Source organism: Microbacterium sp. CH-015 (assembly GCF_049707015.1).
Classification (GTDB): Bacteria; Actinomycetota; Actinomycetes; order Actinomycetales; family Microbacteriaceae; genus Microbacterium; species Microbacterium aurum.
In genome coordinates this window covers 685,915-703,690 of record NZ_JBNAFJ010000001.1, presented here as the reverse complement: position 1 = coordinate 703,690, position 17,776 = coordinate 685,915, and the positions used below count along the sequence as shown (strand labels likewise).

Sequence of the window (17,776 nt, the reverse complement as noted above, 5' to 3'; positions counted from 1 at the left end):
CCTCCTCGCCGCTTCGTCGTTGTCGTAGCGTGAGATCATGCCCGACGCCCTCGCCTACTTCTCCGCCAAACTCGACCACGAGACCGACCCGTCCGACGTCTATGCCGCCCAGCGCGCCGGCGAAGACGTCGTCCTCGTCGACGTCCGCAGCGACGACGCGTGGGCGCAGGGGCACGCGCGCGGCGCGGTCCACATGCCCTACCGCGACATCGCCACCCGTGCACCGCGCGAGATCGACCGATCGGCCACGGTGGTCGTCTACTGCTGGAGCCCGGGCTGCAACGCCGGAGCCAAGGGCGCGATCGAGTTCGCGCGGCTCGGGTACGCCGTCAAGGAGATGATCGGCGGCTACGAATACTGGGTGCGGGAAGGCCTGCCGGCCGAGAACGCCAACGGCCCCCTCCCCCGTGTTTTCGACGCACAGGTGATGGTCGTTCGCGAGCAGAGCTGACCGCGGCGGTCCCTGAGCCTGTCGAAGGGCGACCCGCAGGTGATGGTCGTCCGCGAGAAGAACTGAGCCCGAGCAGAGCTTCGTCCGCGAGCAGCGCTAGCCGGCGACGGCGTCGAAGCTCTCCCTGAAGCGGTCCGCGGCGGCCCCGCCGAACAGCGGCGGCTCGCCCGTCGAAGTGCCGTCGACGATGTCGGCCACGACCGCCGTGACGTTGTCGCGTGACCCGGCCTGCAGCGCGGCGGCGACCACCAGCTGAGCCGCGACAGCGGGATCGTCGGCGCTCGCGACGACGGCCGCGATCGCGTCATCCGGCAGGTAGTCGCTCACCCCGTCGCTGCACAGCAGCCAGCGGTCGTGGCGCACCGGGATGCGCGTGCTGATCCGCACCAGGTCATCGGCGTCGCCGCGGAGCGACGCGGTGATGATGTTGCGGCGCGGGTGCGTCATGGCATCCTCTTCGCGGACGATCCCGTGCTCGACGAGAACCTGCACGAACGAGTCGTCACGGGTCTGCCGCGTCAGGTGTCCTTCCCGCAGCAGGTACGCGCGCGAGTCGCCGGTGTGCGCGAGGAGCAGCGCACCGGAACGGGTGAACCACACGCCGGTGAACGTCGTGGCCATCCCGGCCAGGGCTGGATCGCGGCGCACGTGGGCGGCGAGGTCCCAGTTGGCGGCGCGGATGCGGACGGCGAGCTCGGCGGCATCCGCCACCGACGCCCCGCCGGAGACGAGACGGTGCACGAGCGCCGCCGAGGCGAGATCACCGGCCGGGCCGCCGCCGACACCGTCCGCGACACCCGCTCCCCACGAGGCCGCGAAGGCGGCATCCTGATTCGTCTCGCGGTACTCGCCGACGTCGCTGGCGATGCCGGCGCGCAGCGACAGACCCATCACCACGATGGTTCCTGCACCGTTCCCGTCGAAGCCTCGACCCGCCGACCGATCAGCGTGCGAAGTATCCGCGGTAGTACTCGTACACCCAGCCGACGATCGCGACGACGAAGACGGCGAGGCCGATGGGCAGCAGGAAGGTGCCCACCGCGAGGCCGAGGATGCCGAGGGATGCCGACAGCGCGAGCACGAGCGGCCACCACGACCACGGGCTGAACTCGCCTATCTCGGGGTCGCCGTCGTCGATGTCCGCCGTCAGGACGTCCTCGGGCAGCTCACCGCCCTGCGCGCGGTGCACACGGTCGACGTAGAAGGCGATCATCACCGACATGAACATGGTGAACAGCAGGGCAACGGTGCCGACCCACTCGATCGCGTGGAACCACGGACGATCGGAGTGCTCGATGATGTTCCAGCCGGTGTAGACCCCGGTCACCAGCAGGAAGAACGCGGCGAGGATCCACCAGAGGTTGACGTTCGTCTTCACTTACTTGACCTCTCCATCGGCCACATCGACCACGGGCGCGTCGGGGGCGTCCTTGGCAGGACCGACACCGACCGGCACGGCCGCCTCGGGGTGGTTCAGGTCGAAGGCGGGACGCTCGCTGCGGATCCGCGGGATCGACGTGAAGTTGTGGCGCGGCGGCGGGCAGCTGGTCGCCCACTCGAGCGATCCGCCGTAGCCCCACGGGTCGTTGACGGTGACGCGCGGCGCCTTGCGGGCCGTCAGCCACACGTTCAGGAAGAACGGGATCATCGACGCGCCCAGCAGCATCGCACCCACGGTGGAGACCTGGTTCTGCCAGGTCCAGCCGTCGGCCGCGGCATAGTCCGCGTAGCGGCGCACCATGCCGTCCACGCCCAGCCAGTGCTGGATGAGGAAGGTCATGTGGAAGCCGATGAACAGCATCCAGAAGTGGACCATGCCGAGACGCTCGTTGAGCATCCGACCCGTCCACTTCGGCCACCAGAAGTAGAAGCCGGCGAACATCGCGAACACGACCGTGCCGAACACGACGTAGTGGAAGTGGGCGACGACGAAGTACGAGTCGGACAGGGCGAAGTCGAGCGGCGGCGAGGCGAGGATGACGCCGGTGAGGCCACCGAAGACGAACGAGACGAGGAAGCCGAGGGCGAACACCATGGGCGTCTCGAACGTCACCGAGCCCCGCCACATCGTGCCGATCCAGTTGAAGATCTTCACACCCGTCGGCACCGCGATGAGCATCGTCATCAGCGCGAAGAACGGCAGCAGCACCGACCCGGTGACGTACATGTGGTGGGCCCACACCGACACCGACAGCGCCGCGATGGCGATCGTCGCGTAGACGAGGGTCTTGTACCCGAAGATCGGCTTGCGGCTGAACACCGGGAAGATCTCCGACACGATGCCGAAGAACGGCAGCGCGATGATGTAGACCTCGGGGTGGCCGAAGAACCAGAACAGGTGCTGCCACAGCAGGACGCCGCCGTTGGCCGGGTCGTAGATGTGGGCACCCAGCACGCGGTCGGCAGCGGCAGCCAGGATCGCCGCGGCGAGCACCGGGAAGGCCATGAGGATCAGGATGCTCGTGACCAGCGTGTTCCACGAGAAGATCGGCAGGCGCCACATGGTCATGCCGGGGGCGCGCATCGTGATGATCGTCGTGATGAAGTTGACGGCACCCAGGATGGTTCCGAAGCCGGACATGCCGAGCCCCAGCATCCACAGGTTGCCGCCGGCACCCGGCGAGAACGTCGCCCCGGCCAGCGGCTGGTAGGCGAACCAGCCGAACGCGGCAGCGCCCTGCGGGGTGAGGAAGCCAGCCACCGCGATCAGCGAGCCGAAGAGGAACAGCCAGAAGGCGAACGCGTTCAGACGCGGGAAAGCGACGTCGGGCGCACCGATCTGCAGCGGCAGGATCGCGTTGGCGAAGCCCGCGAACAGCGGCGTCGCGAACATCAGCAGCATGATCGTGCCGTGCATCGTGAACAGCTGGTTGTACTGCTCCTTCGTGGGAAGGACCTGCATACCCGGCTCGAACAGCTCGGCGCGGATGATGAGCGCCATCACACCGCCGAGCAGGAAGAACAGCACCGAGGCGATGAGGTACATGTACCCGATCGTCTTGTGGTCAGTGGAGGTGATCCACTTGACGATGATGTTGCCCTTCTGCTCCACGCGGGTCGAGCTCATGAGCGCGGCCTGGCGGGGCGGAAGAGTGGTGGGACGCCCCGAGGTCTCCGCCTGAAGGGGGATCGTCGTCGTCGCCATCAGTGTTCTCCCTCGGAGGTTGAGGATGCGCCCGTGCCGGGCAAGTTCTGCAGCCGGTCGTACGCGTCGTTGATGTCGCCGGTCTGGTCAGCCGCCCGCAGCGACTCCAGGTACTGCTCGTACTCGGCGGGCTCGACGACCTTGACCTTGAACAGCATCATCGAGTGGTACTGGCCGCACAGCTCCGCGCACTTGCCGTCGTACTCGCCCACGCGCGTCGGCGTGAAGGACCAGTAGTTGTCCTTGCCGATGTACATGTCCTTCTTGTAGAGGAAGTCGATGATCCAGAAGGAGTGGATGACATCGCGCGAGACGAGCTTGAGCTTGACGGTCTCGTTGACCGGCAGCACCAGCGTCGGCAGCTCGGTGGTGATGTTGCCCTGCGCGTCGGTCTGCGCCTGGACACCCATGGTCCACACCGCGTCGTCACCGGCCTCGCAATTGGCGGTGTCGTCATTGTACTGGAAGTCCCAGGCCCACTGCTTGCCGATCGCGGTGACGCAGACGTCGGGGTCGTCGTACTGCGTCTCGAGGATGGCCTGGTCGCGCGCCGTGAAGGCGAAGAAGCCGAGCACGAGGATCAGCGGCACGACCGTGTAGAAGATCTCGACGGGCATGTTGTAGCGCAGCTGCACCGGCAGACCGGTCTGGCCGCGGCGGCGACGGTAGACGATCGCCGCCCAGCCCATCAGCGCCCACGTGATGACACCGACCGCGAGCAGGACGATCCACGAGTTGACCCACAGACCCGACACCATCTCGGTGCGGTTGGTGGCCTGGGTGCCGTCATCGGTGAAGCCGGGCAGGAACCCGTTCAGCTGAGCCGTCGTGCAGCCCGCGAGGGCGACCGCCGTGACGATCCCGAGCGGGATGGCGGCGAGGCGGAGTCGGCGTTTGACGCGCACGGTGCACCTTTCGGGGTCATGAAGGTCGATCACCTTCAGTCTAGGGCAACCTCCCACCCGATTCAGGCCATCCGCCCAGGATGTCAACCACTATCGGAGGGGCCGGAGGCCCGGATCCGCGCGTGCGCGGCGGAGCGGGAGCCGCTCAGTGGAAGCTGTCGCCGCAGGCGCAGCTGCCGGCCGCGTTGGGGTTGTCGATCGTGAACCCCTGCTCCGAGATGGTGTCCTTGAAGTCGATCGTGGCGCCGTCCAGATATGGCACCGACATGTCGTCGACGATGACCTCGACGCCGTCGAAGTCGACCGTCTGGTCGCCGTCGAGGAACCGCTCGTCGAAGTAGAGCTGGTAGATGAGCCCCGAGCATCCGCCGGGCTGAACGGCCACGCGCAGGCGCAGGTCGTCCCGGTTCTCCTGCTGCAGCAGGCTCTTGACCTTCTCGGCCGCCGCATCGGTCAGCAGCACGCCGTGCGCCTTGGCGTCGGTCGTCGGGATGGGCGTCGCGATGTCGGTCATGGGTGCCTCCGCAGGGTGTCAGGCCGCACGTCCGGAACCGGGCGTGCGCGGTGCGATGTGCTCGATTCTACCGCCGCGTCACGACGCGGTGGCGGAATCGAGGCTCTCCAGCAGCAGCGCCTCCGAGACCAGCGCGTGACGGAAGGTGTCCAGGTGCAGCGACTCGTTGGGGCTGTGGGCCCGTGCGTGCGGGTCTTCGACGCCGGTCACGAGGATCTGCGCTCCGGGGAACTCGCGCACCAGGTCGGCGATGAAGGGGATCGAGCCGCCGACGCCGATGTCCACCGGGGGCACGCCGTAGCCCTCCTCCAGTGCCGCACGGGCCTGCGCGACGGCGGATCCGCCGGTGTCGACGAGGAAGGCGTTGCCGCAGTCGATGTCGCTGAAGCTCAGCTGTGCGCCGAACGGCGCGTGCGCGCGGAGGTGCTCCTCGATCGCCCCGAACGCCTCGCGGGCGTCCTGGCCGGGAGCGACACGCATGCTGATGACGACGGAGACCTCGGGCGACAGTGTGTTCGAGGCGTTGCGCACGCTCGGCGCGTCGATGCCGGTGATCGTGATGGAGGGCTTGTTCCAGATGCGGCTGAGGATCGTCCCCCTCCCGATGGGGCTGACGCCCTCGGGAAGGCCGGCCTCGTCACGGAGGGTCTGCTCGGTGTACTCGGGCGTCTCGGCATCCCGCTCGTGCACCCCCGCGACGGCCACGGCACCGTCGTCGTCCCACAGCGTGGACAGGAGCTTCACCGTCGCGAGCATCGCGTCGGGTACGGCGCCGCCGAACATGCCGGAGTGCGAGGCGTGGTCGAGGGTGCGCACCGTCAGGGTGAAGCGGGCGTTCCCGCGCAGCGAGACCGTCAGTGCGGGCGTCGCGGCATCCCAATTGCCGGAGTCGGCCACGACGATGACGTCGGCGCGCAGCGCGTCGGCGTTCTCGGCGAGGAACGCGGCGAAGGATGCCGAGCCCGCCTCCTCCTCCCCCTCGATGAAGAGGTTGACGCCCAGGTCGAAGTCGGTGCCGAGCGCCTCGATCAGCGCGCGCAGCGCACCGACGTGGGCCATGACGCCCGCTTTGTCGTCGGCGGCGCCGCGCCCGTAGAGGCGACCGTCGCGCACCGTCGGCTCGAACGGCGCCGACTCCCACAGCGCCTCGTCGCCCGCCGGCTGCACGTCGTGGTGGGCGTAAAGCAGGATCGTGGGGCGCCCGTTGCGGGCCGCGCGCGAGGCCAGCACGGCCGGCATCCCCTCGGCACCGGTTTCGGGGATCACGGCCGTCTTCACCTCGACGCGGTCGAAGATGCCGAGGTCCGCCAGCAGCGCCTGCACCGCGGCAGCGCTGCGTTCCACCTCGGCGCGGTCGAAGCCCGGGAAGGCCACCGACGGAATGCGCACCAGGTTTCCGAGGTCTGCCAGCGCCGCGGGCACGGCGGCCTCCGCCGCGGCGCGCACGGCGGCGCGGCGCGATTCGCCAGGGGTGGACGGGTCGGGCCGGGACGATGATGCGGACATGCGGGTAATCTTATGGGGCACGAACCGCGCGCCGCCCGCGGATCGCACCCCGCTCGCAACGCGCCCAGACATCGAGGTTCCACCCCGTGGCCAAGAACTCCGCAGCCCCCGACGCCGCCCCCGAGGTCCCCGCCGGACCCGGCAAGAACCGTCCGACGCCCTCGCGCGCCGAGCAGGAGGCCGCCCGGAAGCGTCCCCTCGTCGCCGACACCAAGGAGGCGCGCGCCCGCGCGAAGGCCGAGCTCGCCGCCCAGCGCGAGAAGGCCCGCATCGGCATGGCCAACGGCGACGAGAGGTATCTCCCGGTGCGCGACAAGGGCCCGCAGCGCCGGTTCGTGCGCGACTGGGTCGACTCAGGGTGGCACGCCGGCGAGCTGCTGATGCCGCTCATGCTCGTCGTGATCCTGCTGAGCCTCGTGCCCAACACCGCGATCGTCTATTACGGCTTCGTCGGGCTGTGGCTGTTCATCATGTTCGTCGTCGTGGACATGATCTTCACCAGCATTCGGGTCAAGAAGCTGGCGCGCGCGAAGTTCGGCGAGCGCACCGAGAAGGGCCTCGGCTGGTACGCCGCGATGCGCACGATTCAGATGCGCTTCATGCGCCTGCCCAAGCCGCAAGTCAAGCGCGGCCAGCGCCCGGCCTGAGCGCCCGCTCCCCCGGCGCGGTGGCAGCGGCATCCGTCGCCGCCTCCATCGCTGCCGGGACGATGCGCGCGGCCGCGCGTTCAACCGACGCACAGCGCGCCTACCCGCCGCTACAACAGCAACTTGCGACGGACGACGGCAGCGCAGGCGACCGCGGCGCCGTCAGGCGCGCGCGGCGAGCAGCCCGCGGTTGATCTGACGCGCCCACAGCGGGCCGCGGTAGATGAACGCGGTGTAGCCCTGCACGAGGGTCGCCCCGGCATCCAGGCGCTCCTGGACGTCGGCGGCGGTCTCCACTCCCCCGGCGGCGATGACGCAGAAATCCTCCGGCACGGCAGCGCGGACGAGGCGCAGCACCTCCAGCGCGCGCGCCTTCAGCGGCGCACCCGACAGCCCGCCCGCCCCCATCGCCGTCACCGCGGCCGCAGGGGCGCGCAGACCCTCGCGCGCGATCGTCGTGTTGGTCGCGACGATGCCCGACAACTCCGCATCCACAGCGAGCCGGGCAATGGCTGACACCTCGTCGTCGGGCAGGTCAGGGGCGATCTTCACGAGCAGCGGCGTCGTGCCCGCGGCACCCCGCACCGCCTCCAACAGGGGCCGGAGCGTCTCGACCGCCTGCAGGCCGCGCAGCCCCGGGGTGTTCGGCGACGACACGTTCACGACGAGGTAGTCGGCCACGGGCGCGACGAGCTTCGTGCTCGTGACGTAGTCGGCCGTCGCGTGCTCGACGTCGACGATGCGGCTCTTGCCGATGTTCGCTCCCAGCACGGCGCGACGCGGATGCCGACGCGAGCGGCGCAGGCGCTGTGCGGCCGCCGCGGCCCCGGCATTGTTGAATCCCATCCGGTTGATGAGCGCGCGGTCGGCGACGAGACGGAACAGCCGCGGCTTGGCGTTCCCGTCCTGCGGCACCGTCGTCACCGTCCCCGCCTCGACGTGCCCGAACCCGAGCGCGTACAGCCCCTCGCTCATCACCGCGTTCTTGTCGAACCCGGCCGCCACGCCGAACGGCGAGTCGAACACGAGCCCCAGCGCCTCGGTGCGCAGGCGCGGGTCGGGCCGGGTCAGCGCGCGCACGATCGGGCGCAGCGGCCAGACTCCGAACGCGCGGATCACCGGCACGACGAGATGGTGGGCGCGCTCGGGATCCATGCGCGAGAAGACGGTGCGGAAGATGAGCGGATACATCGCCTCCAGCCTACGGCGCGGCAGGCATCGCGCCCGGCCGCGCCGGCCGTCACTATTCCGCGACGCGCTGGTGGTCGGCGCGCAGCTGCGCGATCGAGGACTCGAAATCCTCCAGCGAGTCGAACGCCTGATACACGCTCGCGAAGCGCAGGTACGCGACCTCGTCGAGCTCGCGCAGCGGGCCGAGGATCGCCAGTCCGATCTCGTTGGTGTCGATCTGCGACGATCCGGTCTGGCGCACCGCCTCCTCGACGGCCTGCGCGAGCATCGCGAGATCGGCTTCGGTCACCGGGCGCCCCTGGCAGGCCTTGCGGACACCGGACATCACCTTCTCGCGGCTGAACGGCTCGATGACGCCCGAGCGCTTGATGACGTTGAGGCTGGCCGTCTCGATCGTCGAGAACCGGCCGCCGCACTCCGGGCACTGCCGGCGACGGCGGATGCTGAGACCGTCGTCGCTCGTGCGGGAGTCGATCACCCGCGAGTCGGCGTGGCGGCAGAAAGGACAGTGCATCAGCGCGCTCCGTCCTGTGCGAATCGCGCCACGACGGCCTCGCCGTGCGCGGGCAGGGCCTCGGCCGTCGCGAGGGCGACGATCCCCTCCTGCACGTCGGCCAGTGCGGCGCGATCGTAGGCGATGATCTGCTGCGGACGCAGGAAGGTGGATGCCGACAGGCCGGCCGCGTAGCGCGCCTGACCCCCCGTGGGCAGGACATGGTTGCTGCCGGCGAGGTAGTCGCCGAGACTCACCGGCGAGTGACCGCCGACGAACACCGCGCCCGCGTTGACGAAAGCGTCCACGCGGGGGTCCCCCAGCTCGAGCCCGTCGAGGTGGAGCTCCAGGTGCTCCGGGGCGTAGGCGTTGCTGAAGGCGGTGGCTGCGGTGATGTCGTCGACGAGCACGATCGCGGATTGCGGGCCGCCCAGGGCGGCGGCGACGCGGTCGGCGTGCCGCGTCGCGGCGGCGCGCGCGGCCACGCGCGCGGCGACCGCGTCGGCGAGCTCTGCCGAATCGGTGACCAGCACGGCGGCGGCCTGCTCGTCGTGCTCGGCCTGGCTCACGAGGTCGGCGGCGACCCAGTCCGCGTCGGCGGAGGCGTCGGCGACGACGAGGATCTCGGTGGCGCCGGCTTCGGAGTCGGTGCCCACGACGCCGGCGACGACCCGCTTCGCGAGCGCGACGAAGTTGTTGCCCGGGCCGGAGATGACGTCGACCCGCTCGAGGCCGAGCCCCGGCACGCCGTACGCGTACGCACCGATCGCGCCCGCGCCACCCATGGCGTACACCTCCTCGATGCCCAGCAGCCGGGCGGCGGCGAGGATCACGGGGTGCACGCGGCCGGCGAACTCGGCCTGCGGCGGCGAGGCGAGCACGACGTGCGTGACGCCGGCGACCTGCGCCGGCACGACGTTCATGACGACGCTGGACGGATAGACGGCCTTGCCGCCGGGGACGTAGACGCCGACGCGCTCCGCGGGGCGCCAGCGCTGCTCGACGCGCGCGCCGGCGGCGAGCTCGGTGACGCGCACCGGCGGGATCTGCGCGGCCGAGGCTTCCCGCACCCGGCGGATGGCTTCTTCGAGCGCGGCGCGCACGGCGGGATCCAGCCCGTCGAGCGCCTCGTCGAGGTGGTGCTGCGGCACCCGGATGTTGTGACCCTGAACGTTGTCGAACTGGGCGGCCTGCTCACGCAGCGCCTCCTCGCCGCGGGCGGCGACGTCGTGGACGATCCGTGCGGCAACGGTCAGCGCCTCGTCACGGGCAGCGGTCGCCCGCGGCACGGCGGCGAGCAGCTCGGGCGTGCTCAGGGCGCGACCGCGCAGGTCGATGGTGCGGAGCATCCGTCCAGGTTACCCGCGCGTCACGCCGGAGACGTCGCGGAGGTAGCCGATGCGGCCGTCCTCATGACGCACGACGAAACTGTCGCCACGATCCTCGATCACGAGCGCCCACGCGGTGGGTCCGATCGTGAAGAGCGGCACACCGTTCTCGTCGACGACGTCGCGCTCCACGGGCGCGAGCGCCCAGAACGCCTGCGACGCGGACGGCGCCGGCTCGACATCGGCGATCACCGTCGTCTCGGGGGCCACAGTCTCCGCCACCGGAGCCGCCGCATACGCGCCGGCATCCGTCGCCTGCGGAGTTTGAGCCGCGTACGGGCTCGCAGTGTGCGGTGCGGCGGCAGGCGCCGGCCGGGGCGTCGCGGGGCGCGCGACGACGGGGCGGGCGGGGCGGGCGAAGCGATGTGCGGGCACCTCGGGGCGGTGGCGGAAGTCCTCGCCGATGGTGGGGAACAGCGGCGCGAACACCGTCAGCAGGACGCCCGCAAGCATGAGGATGAACTCGACCCACACGACCCACGTCGACAGGAAGATGCCCGTGCCCGAGACGGAGACGAACGAGCTCCACAGCAGGCCGAGCCAGATGATCGCCGAAACTGAGAAGGCGACGGAGGCGAACTGATCGATGCCGAGCGAGCCGACGCGGCGGATGCCCTGCGGGGACAGCCGGCGCAGACCCAGGAGGAACACCGCGATCGTCGGCGTGCCGATCGTCAGCAGCCAGTCGATGCCGGTCCACACCGACGGCCCGGCTCCGGCGCGGCCGTAGTCGTAGATCGGGAAGAACGAGAAGACGAACGCGAGCAGCCAGACACCCGCGAGCGCGACCTCGCGAATGGAGAACGGCCCGACGCCGTACTGCGGCGGCGCCGACGCGTCGACGCCCTCCGGTCCGTCGGTGACAGCCTCGAAGGCCTCGGCGAACGACGCGTAGGTCACGTCGTCGTCGCGTCCGGATGCCGCGGCCTCACCCTCGCGGGACTCGTCAGGCGCCGCGTCGGTGGCGGGAGCGACGACGGGCTCGGCCGCCGGTTCGGTCTCGGGGGTGTTCTTCTCGTCGGTCACGGTGCGCATCCTTCCGGAACGGGAAACTCCACAGCGATCCTACTCGCCCGTCGCCGGCCTCACCCGAGACACTGCGGACCGAGAAGCCCCTTGAGCTCGCCGTACAGGTCGACCGTGACGCCCACCTGGGCAGGCACCTCGAACACCTTCGCGACGCCCCCCTTGTGCAGCTTCAACGTCACCTCGGTGGTGCCGGGGTGACGGCCGAACACCTCGACGAGCTGACCGATCGTCGATTCGGTGGCGCGGTGCTCGGGCATGAGCAGGACGAGCGGTCCCGCGGCATCCATCGACCCGAGGTCCGGCGAGAAGGCGGACTGGCCGTGCAGGTTCAAGCCGTCGTCGCGTCGCGACACGCGCCCCCGCACGACGAGGATCGAGTCGGCAACGAGCATCGACGAGAACTCGGTGTAGGTCTTGCCCATGAACATGACGGTCACCTCGCCGTCGAAGTCCTCGACCGTGATCATGCCGTAGGGGTTGCCGCTCTGCTTCGCGACGCGGTGCTGCACGCTCGTGACCAGACCCGCGACGGTGACGATGTCGCCGTCGTTGACGTCATCCGACGCGAGGAGGTCGTGGATCGAGGTCGACGCGTGCTTGGCGAGCGGGATCTCGAGCCCGGCCAGCGGGTGGTCCGAGACGTAGAGGCCGAGCATCTCGCGCTCGAAGGCGAGCTTGTCCTTCTTCGTCCACTCCGGCCGGTCGGGAACCTTCTGCACCGCCTGCGGCTCGTCGTCGCCCCACAGGCTGTCGAAGTCGAAGCCGACCTCGCCGTTCGCCTCGCGTCGCTTGTCGAGCACCGCCTGCTCGGTGGCGTCCTCGTGGATCTCCATCAGCGCGCGGCGCGTGGAGCCGAGCGAGTCGAACGCGCCCGCCTTGATGAGCGATTCGATCGTGCGCTTGTTCGCCACCTGCGCGGGCACGCGCGTGAGGAAGTCGTGGAACCCGGTGTAGGGCCCCGACTCGCGGGCCGCGACGATCCCGTCGACGACGTTGGCGCCGACGTTGCGCACGGCGCCCAAGCCGAAGCGGATGTCGTCGCCGACGGCGGCGAAGTAGCGGATCGACTCGCTGACGTCGGGCGGCAACACCTTGATGCCCATGCGGCGGCACTCGTTGAGGTAGACCGCCATCTTGTCCTTCGAGTCGCCGACGCTCGTGAGGAGGGCGGCCATGTACTCGGCGGGATAGTGGGCCTTCAGGTACGCCGTCCAGTACGACACCAGGCCGTAGGCGGCCGAGTGCGCCTTGTTGAAGGCGTAGTCCGAGAACGGCAGCAGGATGTCCCACAGCGCCTGGATCGCGCCCTCGCCGAAGCCGCGCTCCTTCATGCCGCCGGAGAAGCCCTCGTACTGCTTGTCCAGCTCGGACTTCTTCTTCTTGCCCATCGCGCGACGCAGGATGTCGGCCTGACCGAGGGAGAACCCGGCGACCTTCTGCGCGATGGCCATGACCTGCTCCTGGTAGATGATCAGGCCGTAGGTCGTGTCGAGGATGTCGCGCAGCGGCTCTTCGAGCTCGGGATGGATCGGGGTGATCGGCTGCTGCCCGTTCTTGCGCAGCGCGTAGTTGGTGTGCGAGTTCGCGCCCATCGGACCGGGACGGTACAGCGCGATGACGGCGGAGATGTCCTCGAAGTTGTCGGGCTTCATGAGGCGCAGGAGCGCCCGCATCGGGCCGCCGTCGAGCTGGAAGACGCCCAGGGTGTCGCCGCGGGTCAGCAGATCGTACGCGTCGCGATCGTCGAGGCTGAGGTGCTCGAGGTCGATCTCCTCGCCGCGGTTCATGCGGATGTTGTCGAGCGCGTCGGAGATGATCGTGAGGTTGCGCAGCCCCAGGAAGTCCATCTTGATGAGGCCGAGCGCCTCGCACGACGGGTAGTCGAACTGCGTGACGATCTGGCCGTCCTGCTCGCGGCGCATGATGGGGATGATGTCCAGCAGCGGCTCCGAGGACATGATGACCCCGGCCGCGTGCACGCCCCACTGGCGCTTCAGCCCCTCGAGCCCGAGCGCCCGGTCGAAGACCGTCTTCGCCTCGGGGTCGGTCTCGATGAGGCTGCGGAACTCGCTCGCCTCCTTGAACCGAGGATGCTCGGGGTTGAACATGCCGCCGAGCTCCATGTCCTTGCCCATGACGGGCGGCGGCATGGCCTTGGTGAGGCGCTCGCCCATGCTGAACGGGAAGCCGAGCACGCGCCCGGCATCCTTCAGCGCCTGCTTGGACTTGATGGTGCCGTACGTGACGATCTGCGCGACCCGCTCGGAGCCGTACTTCTGCGTCACGTAGTCGATGACCTCGCCACGGCGCCGGTCGTCGAAGTCGACGTCGAAGTCGGGCATGGAGACGCGGTCGGGGTTGAGGAAGCGCTCGAAGATGAGGCCGTGCTCGAGCGGGTCGAGGTCGGTGATCTTCATCGCATAGGCGACCATGGATCCGGCGCCGGAACCTCGTCCGGGTCCGACGCGGATGCCGTTGTCCTTGGCCCAGTTGATGAAGTCGGCGACGACGAGGAAGTATCCCGGGAACCCCATCTGGAGGATGATCCCGGTCTCGTACTCCGCTTGCTTTCTGACCTTGTCGGGGATGCCGGCGGGGTACCGGTAGTGCAGGCCCTTCTCGACCTCTTTGATGAGCCAGCTGTCCTCGGTCTCGCCGTCGGGCACCGGGAAGCGGGGCATGTAGTTCGCGGCGGTGTTGAACTCGACCTGGCACCGCTCCGCGATGAGGAGCGTGTTGTCGCACGCCTCGGGATGGTCGCGGAAGAGCTGGCGCATCTCCTGCGCCGTCTTGATGTAGTAGCCGTCGCCGTCGAACTTGAACCGGTTCGGATCGTCTAGCGTCGACCCCGACTGCACGCAGAGCAGCGCCTCGTGGGCGTCGGCCTCGTGCTGGTGCGTGTAGTGGGAGTCGTTGGTGGCGACCAGCGGGATGTCGAGATCCTTCGCGAGTCGCAGCAGGTCGGTCATGATGCGGCGCTCGATCGAGAGGCCGTGGTCCATGATCTCGGCGAAGTAGTTCTCCTTGCCGAAGATGTCCTGGAACTCCGCGGCGGCGGCGCGCGCGGCGTCGTACTGCCCCAGTCGCAGCCGGGTCTGCACCTCGCCGGACGGGCACCCGGTCGTCGCGATGAGGCCCTTGCCGTAGGTCTGCAGCAGCTCCCGGTCCATGCGGGGCTTGAAGTAGTACCCCTCCATGCTCGAGCGGGAGCTCAGCCGGAACAGGTTGTGCATGCCCGCGGTGTTCTCACTCCACAGCGTCATGTGCGTGTACGCGCCCGAGCCGGAGACGTCGTCGCTCTTCTGGTCCGGCGAGCCCCACGCGACCCGGGACTTGTCGCTGCGGTGCGTGCCGGGGGTGACGTAGGCCTCGAGCCCGATGATCGGGTTCACGCCCGCAGCCTTGGCCGCGTTGTAGAACTCGAACGCAGCGAACGTGTTGCCGTGGTCGGTGACGGCGATCGCCGGCATCCCGTATTCGGCTGCCGCCTTCGTCATCGCACCGATCTTCGCGGCTCCGTCGAGCATCGAGTACTCGCTGTGCACGTGCAGGTGTACGAAGGAGTCGGATGCCACGGATCGAGTCTACGGCGGGGCCACCGACACCGGCTTCTAGGCTGGACGCATGCCCACTCCCGACTTCATCCTCGAACTCCGCCGCCACGTCGGCACGATGCCGCTGTCCCTGTCCGGGGTGACCGCCGTCGTGCTGCGCGGCGATGAGGTGCTGCTCGGCCGACGCAGCGACACCGGGGCGCTGACGCCGATCACCGGGATCGTCGACCCGCAGGAAGAGCCCGCAGACGCCGCGGTGCGCGAGACGCTCGAGGAGGCGGGAGTCGTCGCGCGGGCGACCCGGCTGACGTGGGTGCATCAGATTCCGCGGGTCATCTACGACAACGGCGACCAGAGCGACTATCTCGACCTCGTGTTCCGCTGCGAGTGGGTCTCGGGCGACCCGTACCCCGCCGACGGTGAGATGACCGAGGTGGGCTGGTTCCCGCTCGACCACCCCGACCTCACCGGCGACATGCGCCGGCGCGTCGAGTCCGCCCTGGACGAGGCGGGCGAGGCGCGTTTCGAAGGCGGGCGCTGACCGCCTCGGACCGTGCGCCGCGCCGTGCGCGGCCGCCGTGCGCGACCGCCCCGCCCGCCCGCGACGGCCGTGACCGCGAGAGAACAACGGGGTGCCGAGAGCGTGGGTGATGCCCGTTCTCTCGGCGCGCAGTTGTTCTCTCGGCGAATGGGGCGGGGTGCCGGGCGCGGGGCGCGGGTCAGCCGCGCAGCACCTCGAGGGCGTGCGCGAGGTCGGCCGGGTACGCGCTCGTGAAGGTCACCCAGTCGGTCGTGACGGGGTGCGCGAACGACAGCTCACGGGCGTGCAGCCACTGCCGTGTCAGTCCGAGGTGGGCCGACAGCGTCGGGTCGGCCCCGTACAGCGGGTCGCCGACGCAGGGATGCCGGTGCGCGGCCATGTGCACGCGGATCTGATGCGTGCGCCCGGTCTCGAGGTGGATCTCCAGCAGCGATGCGCGCGGGAACGCCTCGACCGTCTCGTAGTGGGTGATGGAGTCCTTGCCGTCGGGCGTGACGGCGAACTTCCAGGAGTGCGAAGGGTGGCGCCCGATCGGCGCGTCGATCGTGCCGGCGAGGGGGTCCGGGTGTCCCTGCACGACGGCGTGGTAGATCTTGTCGACCTCGCGCTCCTTGAACGCGCGTTTGAGCGCGGTGTAGGCCCGCTCGCTCTTGGCGACGACCATCAAGCCGCTCGTGCCGACGTCGAGCCGGTGCACGACGCCCTGCCTCTCCGGCGCACCGGTCGTCGCGATGCGGAAGCCGGCGGCGGCGAGGGCGCCGAGCACCGTCGGACCCTCCCAGCCGACGGACGGATGCGCCGCGACGCCAGCAGGCTTGTCGACCACGACGATGTCGTCGTCGTCGTGGACGATCCCGAGGTCGGGCACGGCGATCGGGACGATCTCGGGCTCGCGACGCTCGGACCACTCGACCTCGAGCCAGCCGTCGGCGCGCAGCTTGTCGGACTTGCCGACGGCACGGCCGTCCAGCCGCACCCCGCCGGCCTCGGCGACCTCGGCGGCGAAGGTGCGCGAGAAGCCGAGCATCTTCGCGAGGGCGGCGTCCACGCGGACGCCGTCGAGTCCGTCGGGGACGGGCATGCTGCGGGACGGCATGTCAGTCGTCGTCGCGGGACTCGCGCGCGGGCTCGGCAGACGCGCTCACGTCGGCATCCTCTGCCGGCGCGTCGTCTCCCTCACGGCTGCCGTCCAGGCGACGGCCGCGCAGCACCAGCAGCGCCACGCCGATCATCATGGTCACGATGAACATGTCGGCGACGTTGTAGATCGCCGGGTTCATACCCAGCCACATCCACGGCGTGTTGATGAAGTCGACGACGTGCCCGACGAGGAATCCGGGATCACGCAGCAGCCGGTCGGTGAGGTTGCCCAGGATGCCGCCGAGGAGCAGCCCCAGCACGATCGCCCACGCCCGGGATCGGATGCGGGTCACCGCCAGCACGATGATCGTCACCGCAGCCGCGGCGAGCACGAGGGTGAAGACCCAGGTGACCTCCTCGCCGAACGAGAACGCGGCGCCGGGGTTGCGGGTCAGATAGAACTGCAGGAATTGGCCCCAGACCTCCACGGGCTCCTGGTAGGGCAGGTTCGTCAGCGCGAGGTGCTTGGAGAACTGGTCGGCGGCCAGCACCAGCGCCGCGAGAATCACGACGATGATGCCGGCCGCCGGCCGGGACAGCAGGGTGGTGCGCCGATTGGTGCGGGGCTCCACCGGGTTCAGGATGCCGAGACGGGCGTCGCACCCGAGGTCGAGCCGGCGACGTCGAGGTCGCGGAGCTTCTCCTCGATGAAGCCGCGCAGCTGCGAGCGGTAGTCACGCTCGAACTGACGCAGCTCGCTGATGCGGCCCTCGAGCGTCACGCGCTCGCTCTCCAGGCGCGCGATCTCGTCGCGGCCCTTCGCCTCAGCGTCGGCGAGGATCGCGGCGGCCTTGGCCTGGGCCTCGGAGATGAGCTTGTCGCGCTGCGCGACACCCTCGGCGACGTGCTCGTCGTGCAGGCGCTGCGCCAGCTCGATGATGCCGGCGGAGGCGGCGGCGCCACCGGTGGCGACGGGAGCGGCCGGGGCGGCGGCGACGGGCGCGGGCACCTCTTCGACGACCTCGGGCTCGGGAGCGGACTGCTCGGCCACCGGCTCCTCTGCCGGGGCAGCCGCCTGCGCGGGCGCCTCGCCCGACTCGTACGCGGCGAGCTTGGCCTTCAGCTCTTCGTTCTCGGCGATCGTCTTGCGCCACTCGACGACGATCTCGTCCAGGAAGTCATCGACCTCGTCCGGGTCGAAACCCTCCTTGAAGCGGACGTGCTGGAACTGCTTGGTGACGACGTCTTCGGGGGTCAAAGCCATGGTGTTTCCTCTTTCGGGGCTCACGACGCGGGCCGATTGGCGGTGACCCGCCTGGGCGAGTCGTACTG

General features: G+C 69.7%; 17 protein-coding genes. 3 read left to right on the top strand and 14 right to left on the bottom strand.

The window, feature by feature from the left end; all coding sequences use genetic code 11:
* Nucleotides 1–37 precede the first annotated feature (37 nt).
* Nucleotides 38–451, top strand: coding sequence for a rhodanese-like domain-containing protein (locus tag ACPYN4_RS03285; protein ID WP_424445610.1), 414 nt, complete (start codon nt 38–40; stop codon nt 449–451).
* A gap of 96 nt (nt 452–547) precedes the next feature.
* Here ACPYN4_RS03285 and ACPYN4_RS03280 read toward each other — a convergent pair whose 3' ends face one another.
* The 6 genes from ACPYN4_RS03280 to ACPYN4_RS03255 all read right to left on the bottom strand — a co-directional run bounded on the left by ACPYN4_RS03280 (nt 548) and on the right by ACPYN4_RS03255 (nt 6,521).
* Nucleotides 548–1,342, bottom strand: a complete 795-nt coding sequence (locus ACPYN4_RS03280) for a PP2C family protein-serine/threonine phosphatase (protein WP_424445745.1) — start codon at nt 1,340–1,342, stop codon at nt 548–550.
* A 52-nt stretch (nt 1,343–1,394) separates the two neighbouring features.
* Nucleotides 1,395–1,829: a cytochrome c oxidase subunit 4 gene (locus ACPYN4_RS03275; protein WP_424445609.1), complete on the bottom strand. Its 435-nt coding sequence runs from the start codon at nt 1,827–1,829 to the stop codon at nt 1,395–1,397.
* Complete coding sequence (gene ctaD / locus ACPYN4_RS03270) at nt 1,830–3,596, bottom strand: cytochrome c oxidase subunit I (RefSeq protein WP_281652351.1); 1,767 nt, start codon at nt 3,594–3,596, stop codon at nt 1,830–1,832.
* Nucleotides 3,596–4,501, bottom strand: a complete 906-nt coding sequence (gene coxB, locus ACPYN4_RS03265) for a cytochrome c oxidase subunit II (protein ID WP_281652352.1) — start codon at nt 4,499–4,501, stop codon at nt 3,596–3,598. The genes ctaD and coxB overlap by 1 nt, the downstream gene beginning before the upstream one ends.
* A gap of 145 nt (nt 4,502–4,646) precedes the next feature.
* Nucleotides 4,647–5,015 carry an iron-sulfur cluster insertion protein ErpA gene (gene erpA, locus ACPYN4_RS03260; protein WP_239282451.1) on the bottom strand — a complete coding sequence of 123 codons (369 nt, stop codon included), beginning with the start codon at nt 5,013–5,015 and terminating at the stop codon, nt 4,647–4,649.
* A 78-nt stretch (nt 5,016–5,093) separates the two neighbouring features.
* Nucleotides 5,094–6,521, bottom strand: a complete 1,428-nt coding sequence (locus tag ACPYN4_RS03255) for a dipeptidase (protein WP_424445608.1) — start codon at nt 6,519–6,521, stop codon at nt 5,094–5,096.
* 86 nt (nt 6,522–6,607) lie between these two features.
* On the opposite strand from ACPYN4_RS03255, the gene ACPYN4_RS03250 reads away from it, so the two are divergent.
* Nucleotides 6,608–7,168 carry a DUF3043 domain-containing protein gene (locus ACPYN4_RS03250; RefSeq protein WP_315550127.1) on the top strand — a complete coding sequence of 187 codons (561 nt, stop codon included), beginning with the start codon at nt 6,608–6,610 and terminating at the stop codon, nt 7,166–7,168.
* Between the two features lie 162 nt (nt 7,169–7,330).
* Here ACPYN4_RS03250 and ACPYN4_RS03245 read toward each other — a convergent pair whose 3' ends face one another.
* From ACPYN4_RS03245 to dnaE, 5 genes are read right to left on the bottom strand one after another with little or no spacing between them, the layout of a single operon-like run.
* A complete protein-coding gene (locus tag ACPYN4_RS03245; RefSeq protein ID WP_424445607.1) occupies nt 7,331–8,359 on the bottom strand; it encodes a quinone-dependent dihydroorotate dehydrogenase in 1,029 nt (342 codons plus the stop codon).
* 52 nt (nt 8,360–8,411) lie between these two features.
* Nucleotides 8,412–8,873, bottom strand: a complete 462-nt coding sequence (nrdR, locus tag ACPYN4_RS03240; RefSeq protein ID WP_076691018.1) for a transcriptional regulator NrdR — start codon at nt 8,871–8,873, stop codon at nt 8,412–8,414.
* Nucleotides 8,873–10,201, bottom strand: a complete 1,329-nt coding sequence (hisD, locus tag ACPYN4_RS03235) for a histidinol dehydrogenase (protein WP_424445606.1) — start codon at nt 10,199–10,201, stop codon at nt 8,873–8,875. The genes nrdR and hisD overlap by 1 nt, the downstream gene beginning before the upstream one ends.
* Before the next feature lie 9 nt (nt 10,202–10,210).
* On the bottom strand, nt 10,211–11,275 hold the full coding sequence (locus ACPYN4_RS03230) for a hypothetical protein (RefSeq protein ID WP_424445605.1): 1,065 nt from the start codon (nt 11,273–11,275) through the stop codon (nt 10,211–10,213).
* Nucleotides 11,276–11,325: 50 nt separating this feature from the next.
* On the bottom strand, nt 11,326–14,844 hold the full coding sequence (gene dnaE / locus ACPYN4_RS03225) for a DNA polymerase III subunit alpha (RefSeq protein ID WP_076691020.1): 3,519 nt from the start codon (nt 14,842–14,844) through the stop codon (nt 11,326–11,328).
* Nucleotides 14,845–14,893: 49 nt separating this feature from the next.
* On the opposite strand from dnaE, the gene ACPYN4_RS03220 reads away from it, so the two are divergent.
* Nucleotides 14,894–15,364: an NUDIX hydrolase gene (locus ACPYN4_RS03220; protein WP_076691021.1), complete on the top strand. Its 471-nt coding sequence runs from the start codon at nt 14,894–14,896 to the stop codon at nt 15,362–15,364.
* Nucleotides 15,365–15,542: 178 nt separating this feature from the next.
* Here ACPYN4_RS03220 and ACPYN4_RS03215 read toward each other — a convergent pair whose 3' ends face one another.
* Genes ACPYN4_RS03215 through ACPYN4_RS03205 form a run of 3 tightly spaced genes read right to left on the bottom strand, consistent with a single transcriptional unit; the run spans nt 15,543 to nt 17,708 of the window.
* Nucleotides 15,543–16,460 carry an RluA family pseudouridine synthase gene (locus ACPYN4_RS03215; protein ID WP_424445604.1) on the bottom strand — a complete coding sequence of 306 codons (918 nt, stop codon included), beginning with the start codon at nt 16,458–16,460 and terminating at the stop codon, nt 15,543–15,545.
* A gap of 1 nt (nt 16,461) precedes the next feature.
* A complete protein-coding gene (locus ACPYN4_RS03210; protein ID WP_424445603.1) occupies nt 16,462–17,076 on the bottom strand; it encodes a signal peptidase II in 615 nt (204 codons plus the stop codon).
* A 5-nt stretch (nt 17,077–17,081) separates the two neighbouring features.
* Entirely contained in the window at nt 17,082–17,708 is a 627-nt protein-coding gene (locus tag ACPYN4_RS03205; RefSeq protein ID WP_424445602.1) for a DivIVA domain-containing protein, read from the bottom strand.
* Nucleotides 17,709–17,776 lie beyond the last annotated feature (68 nt).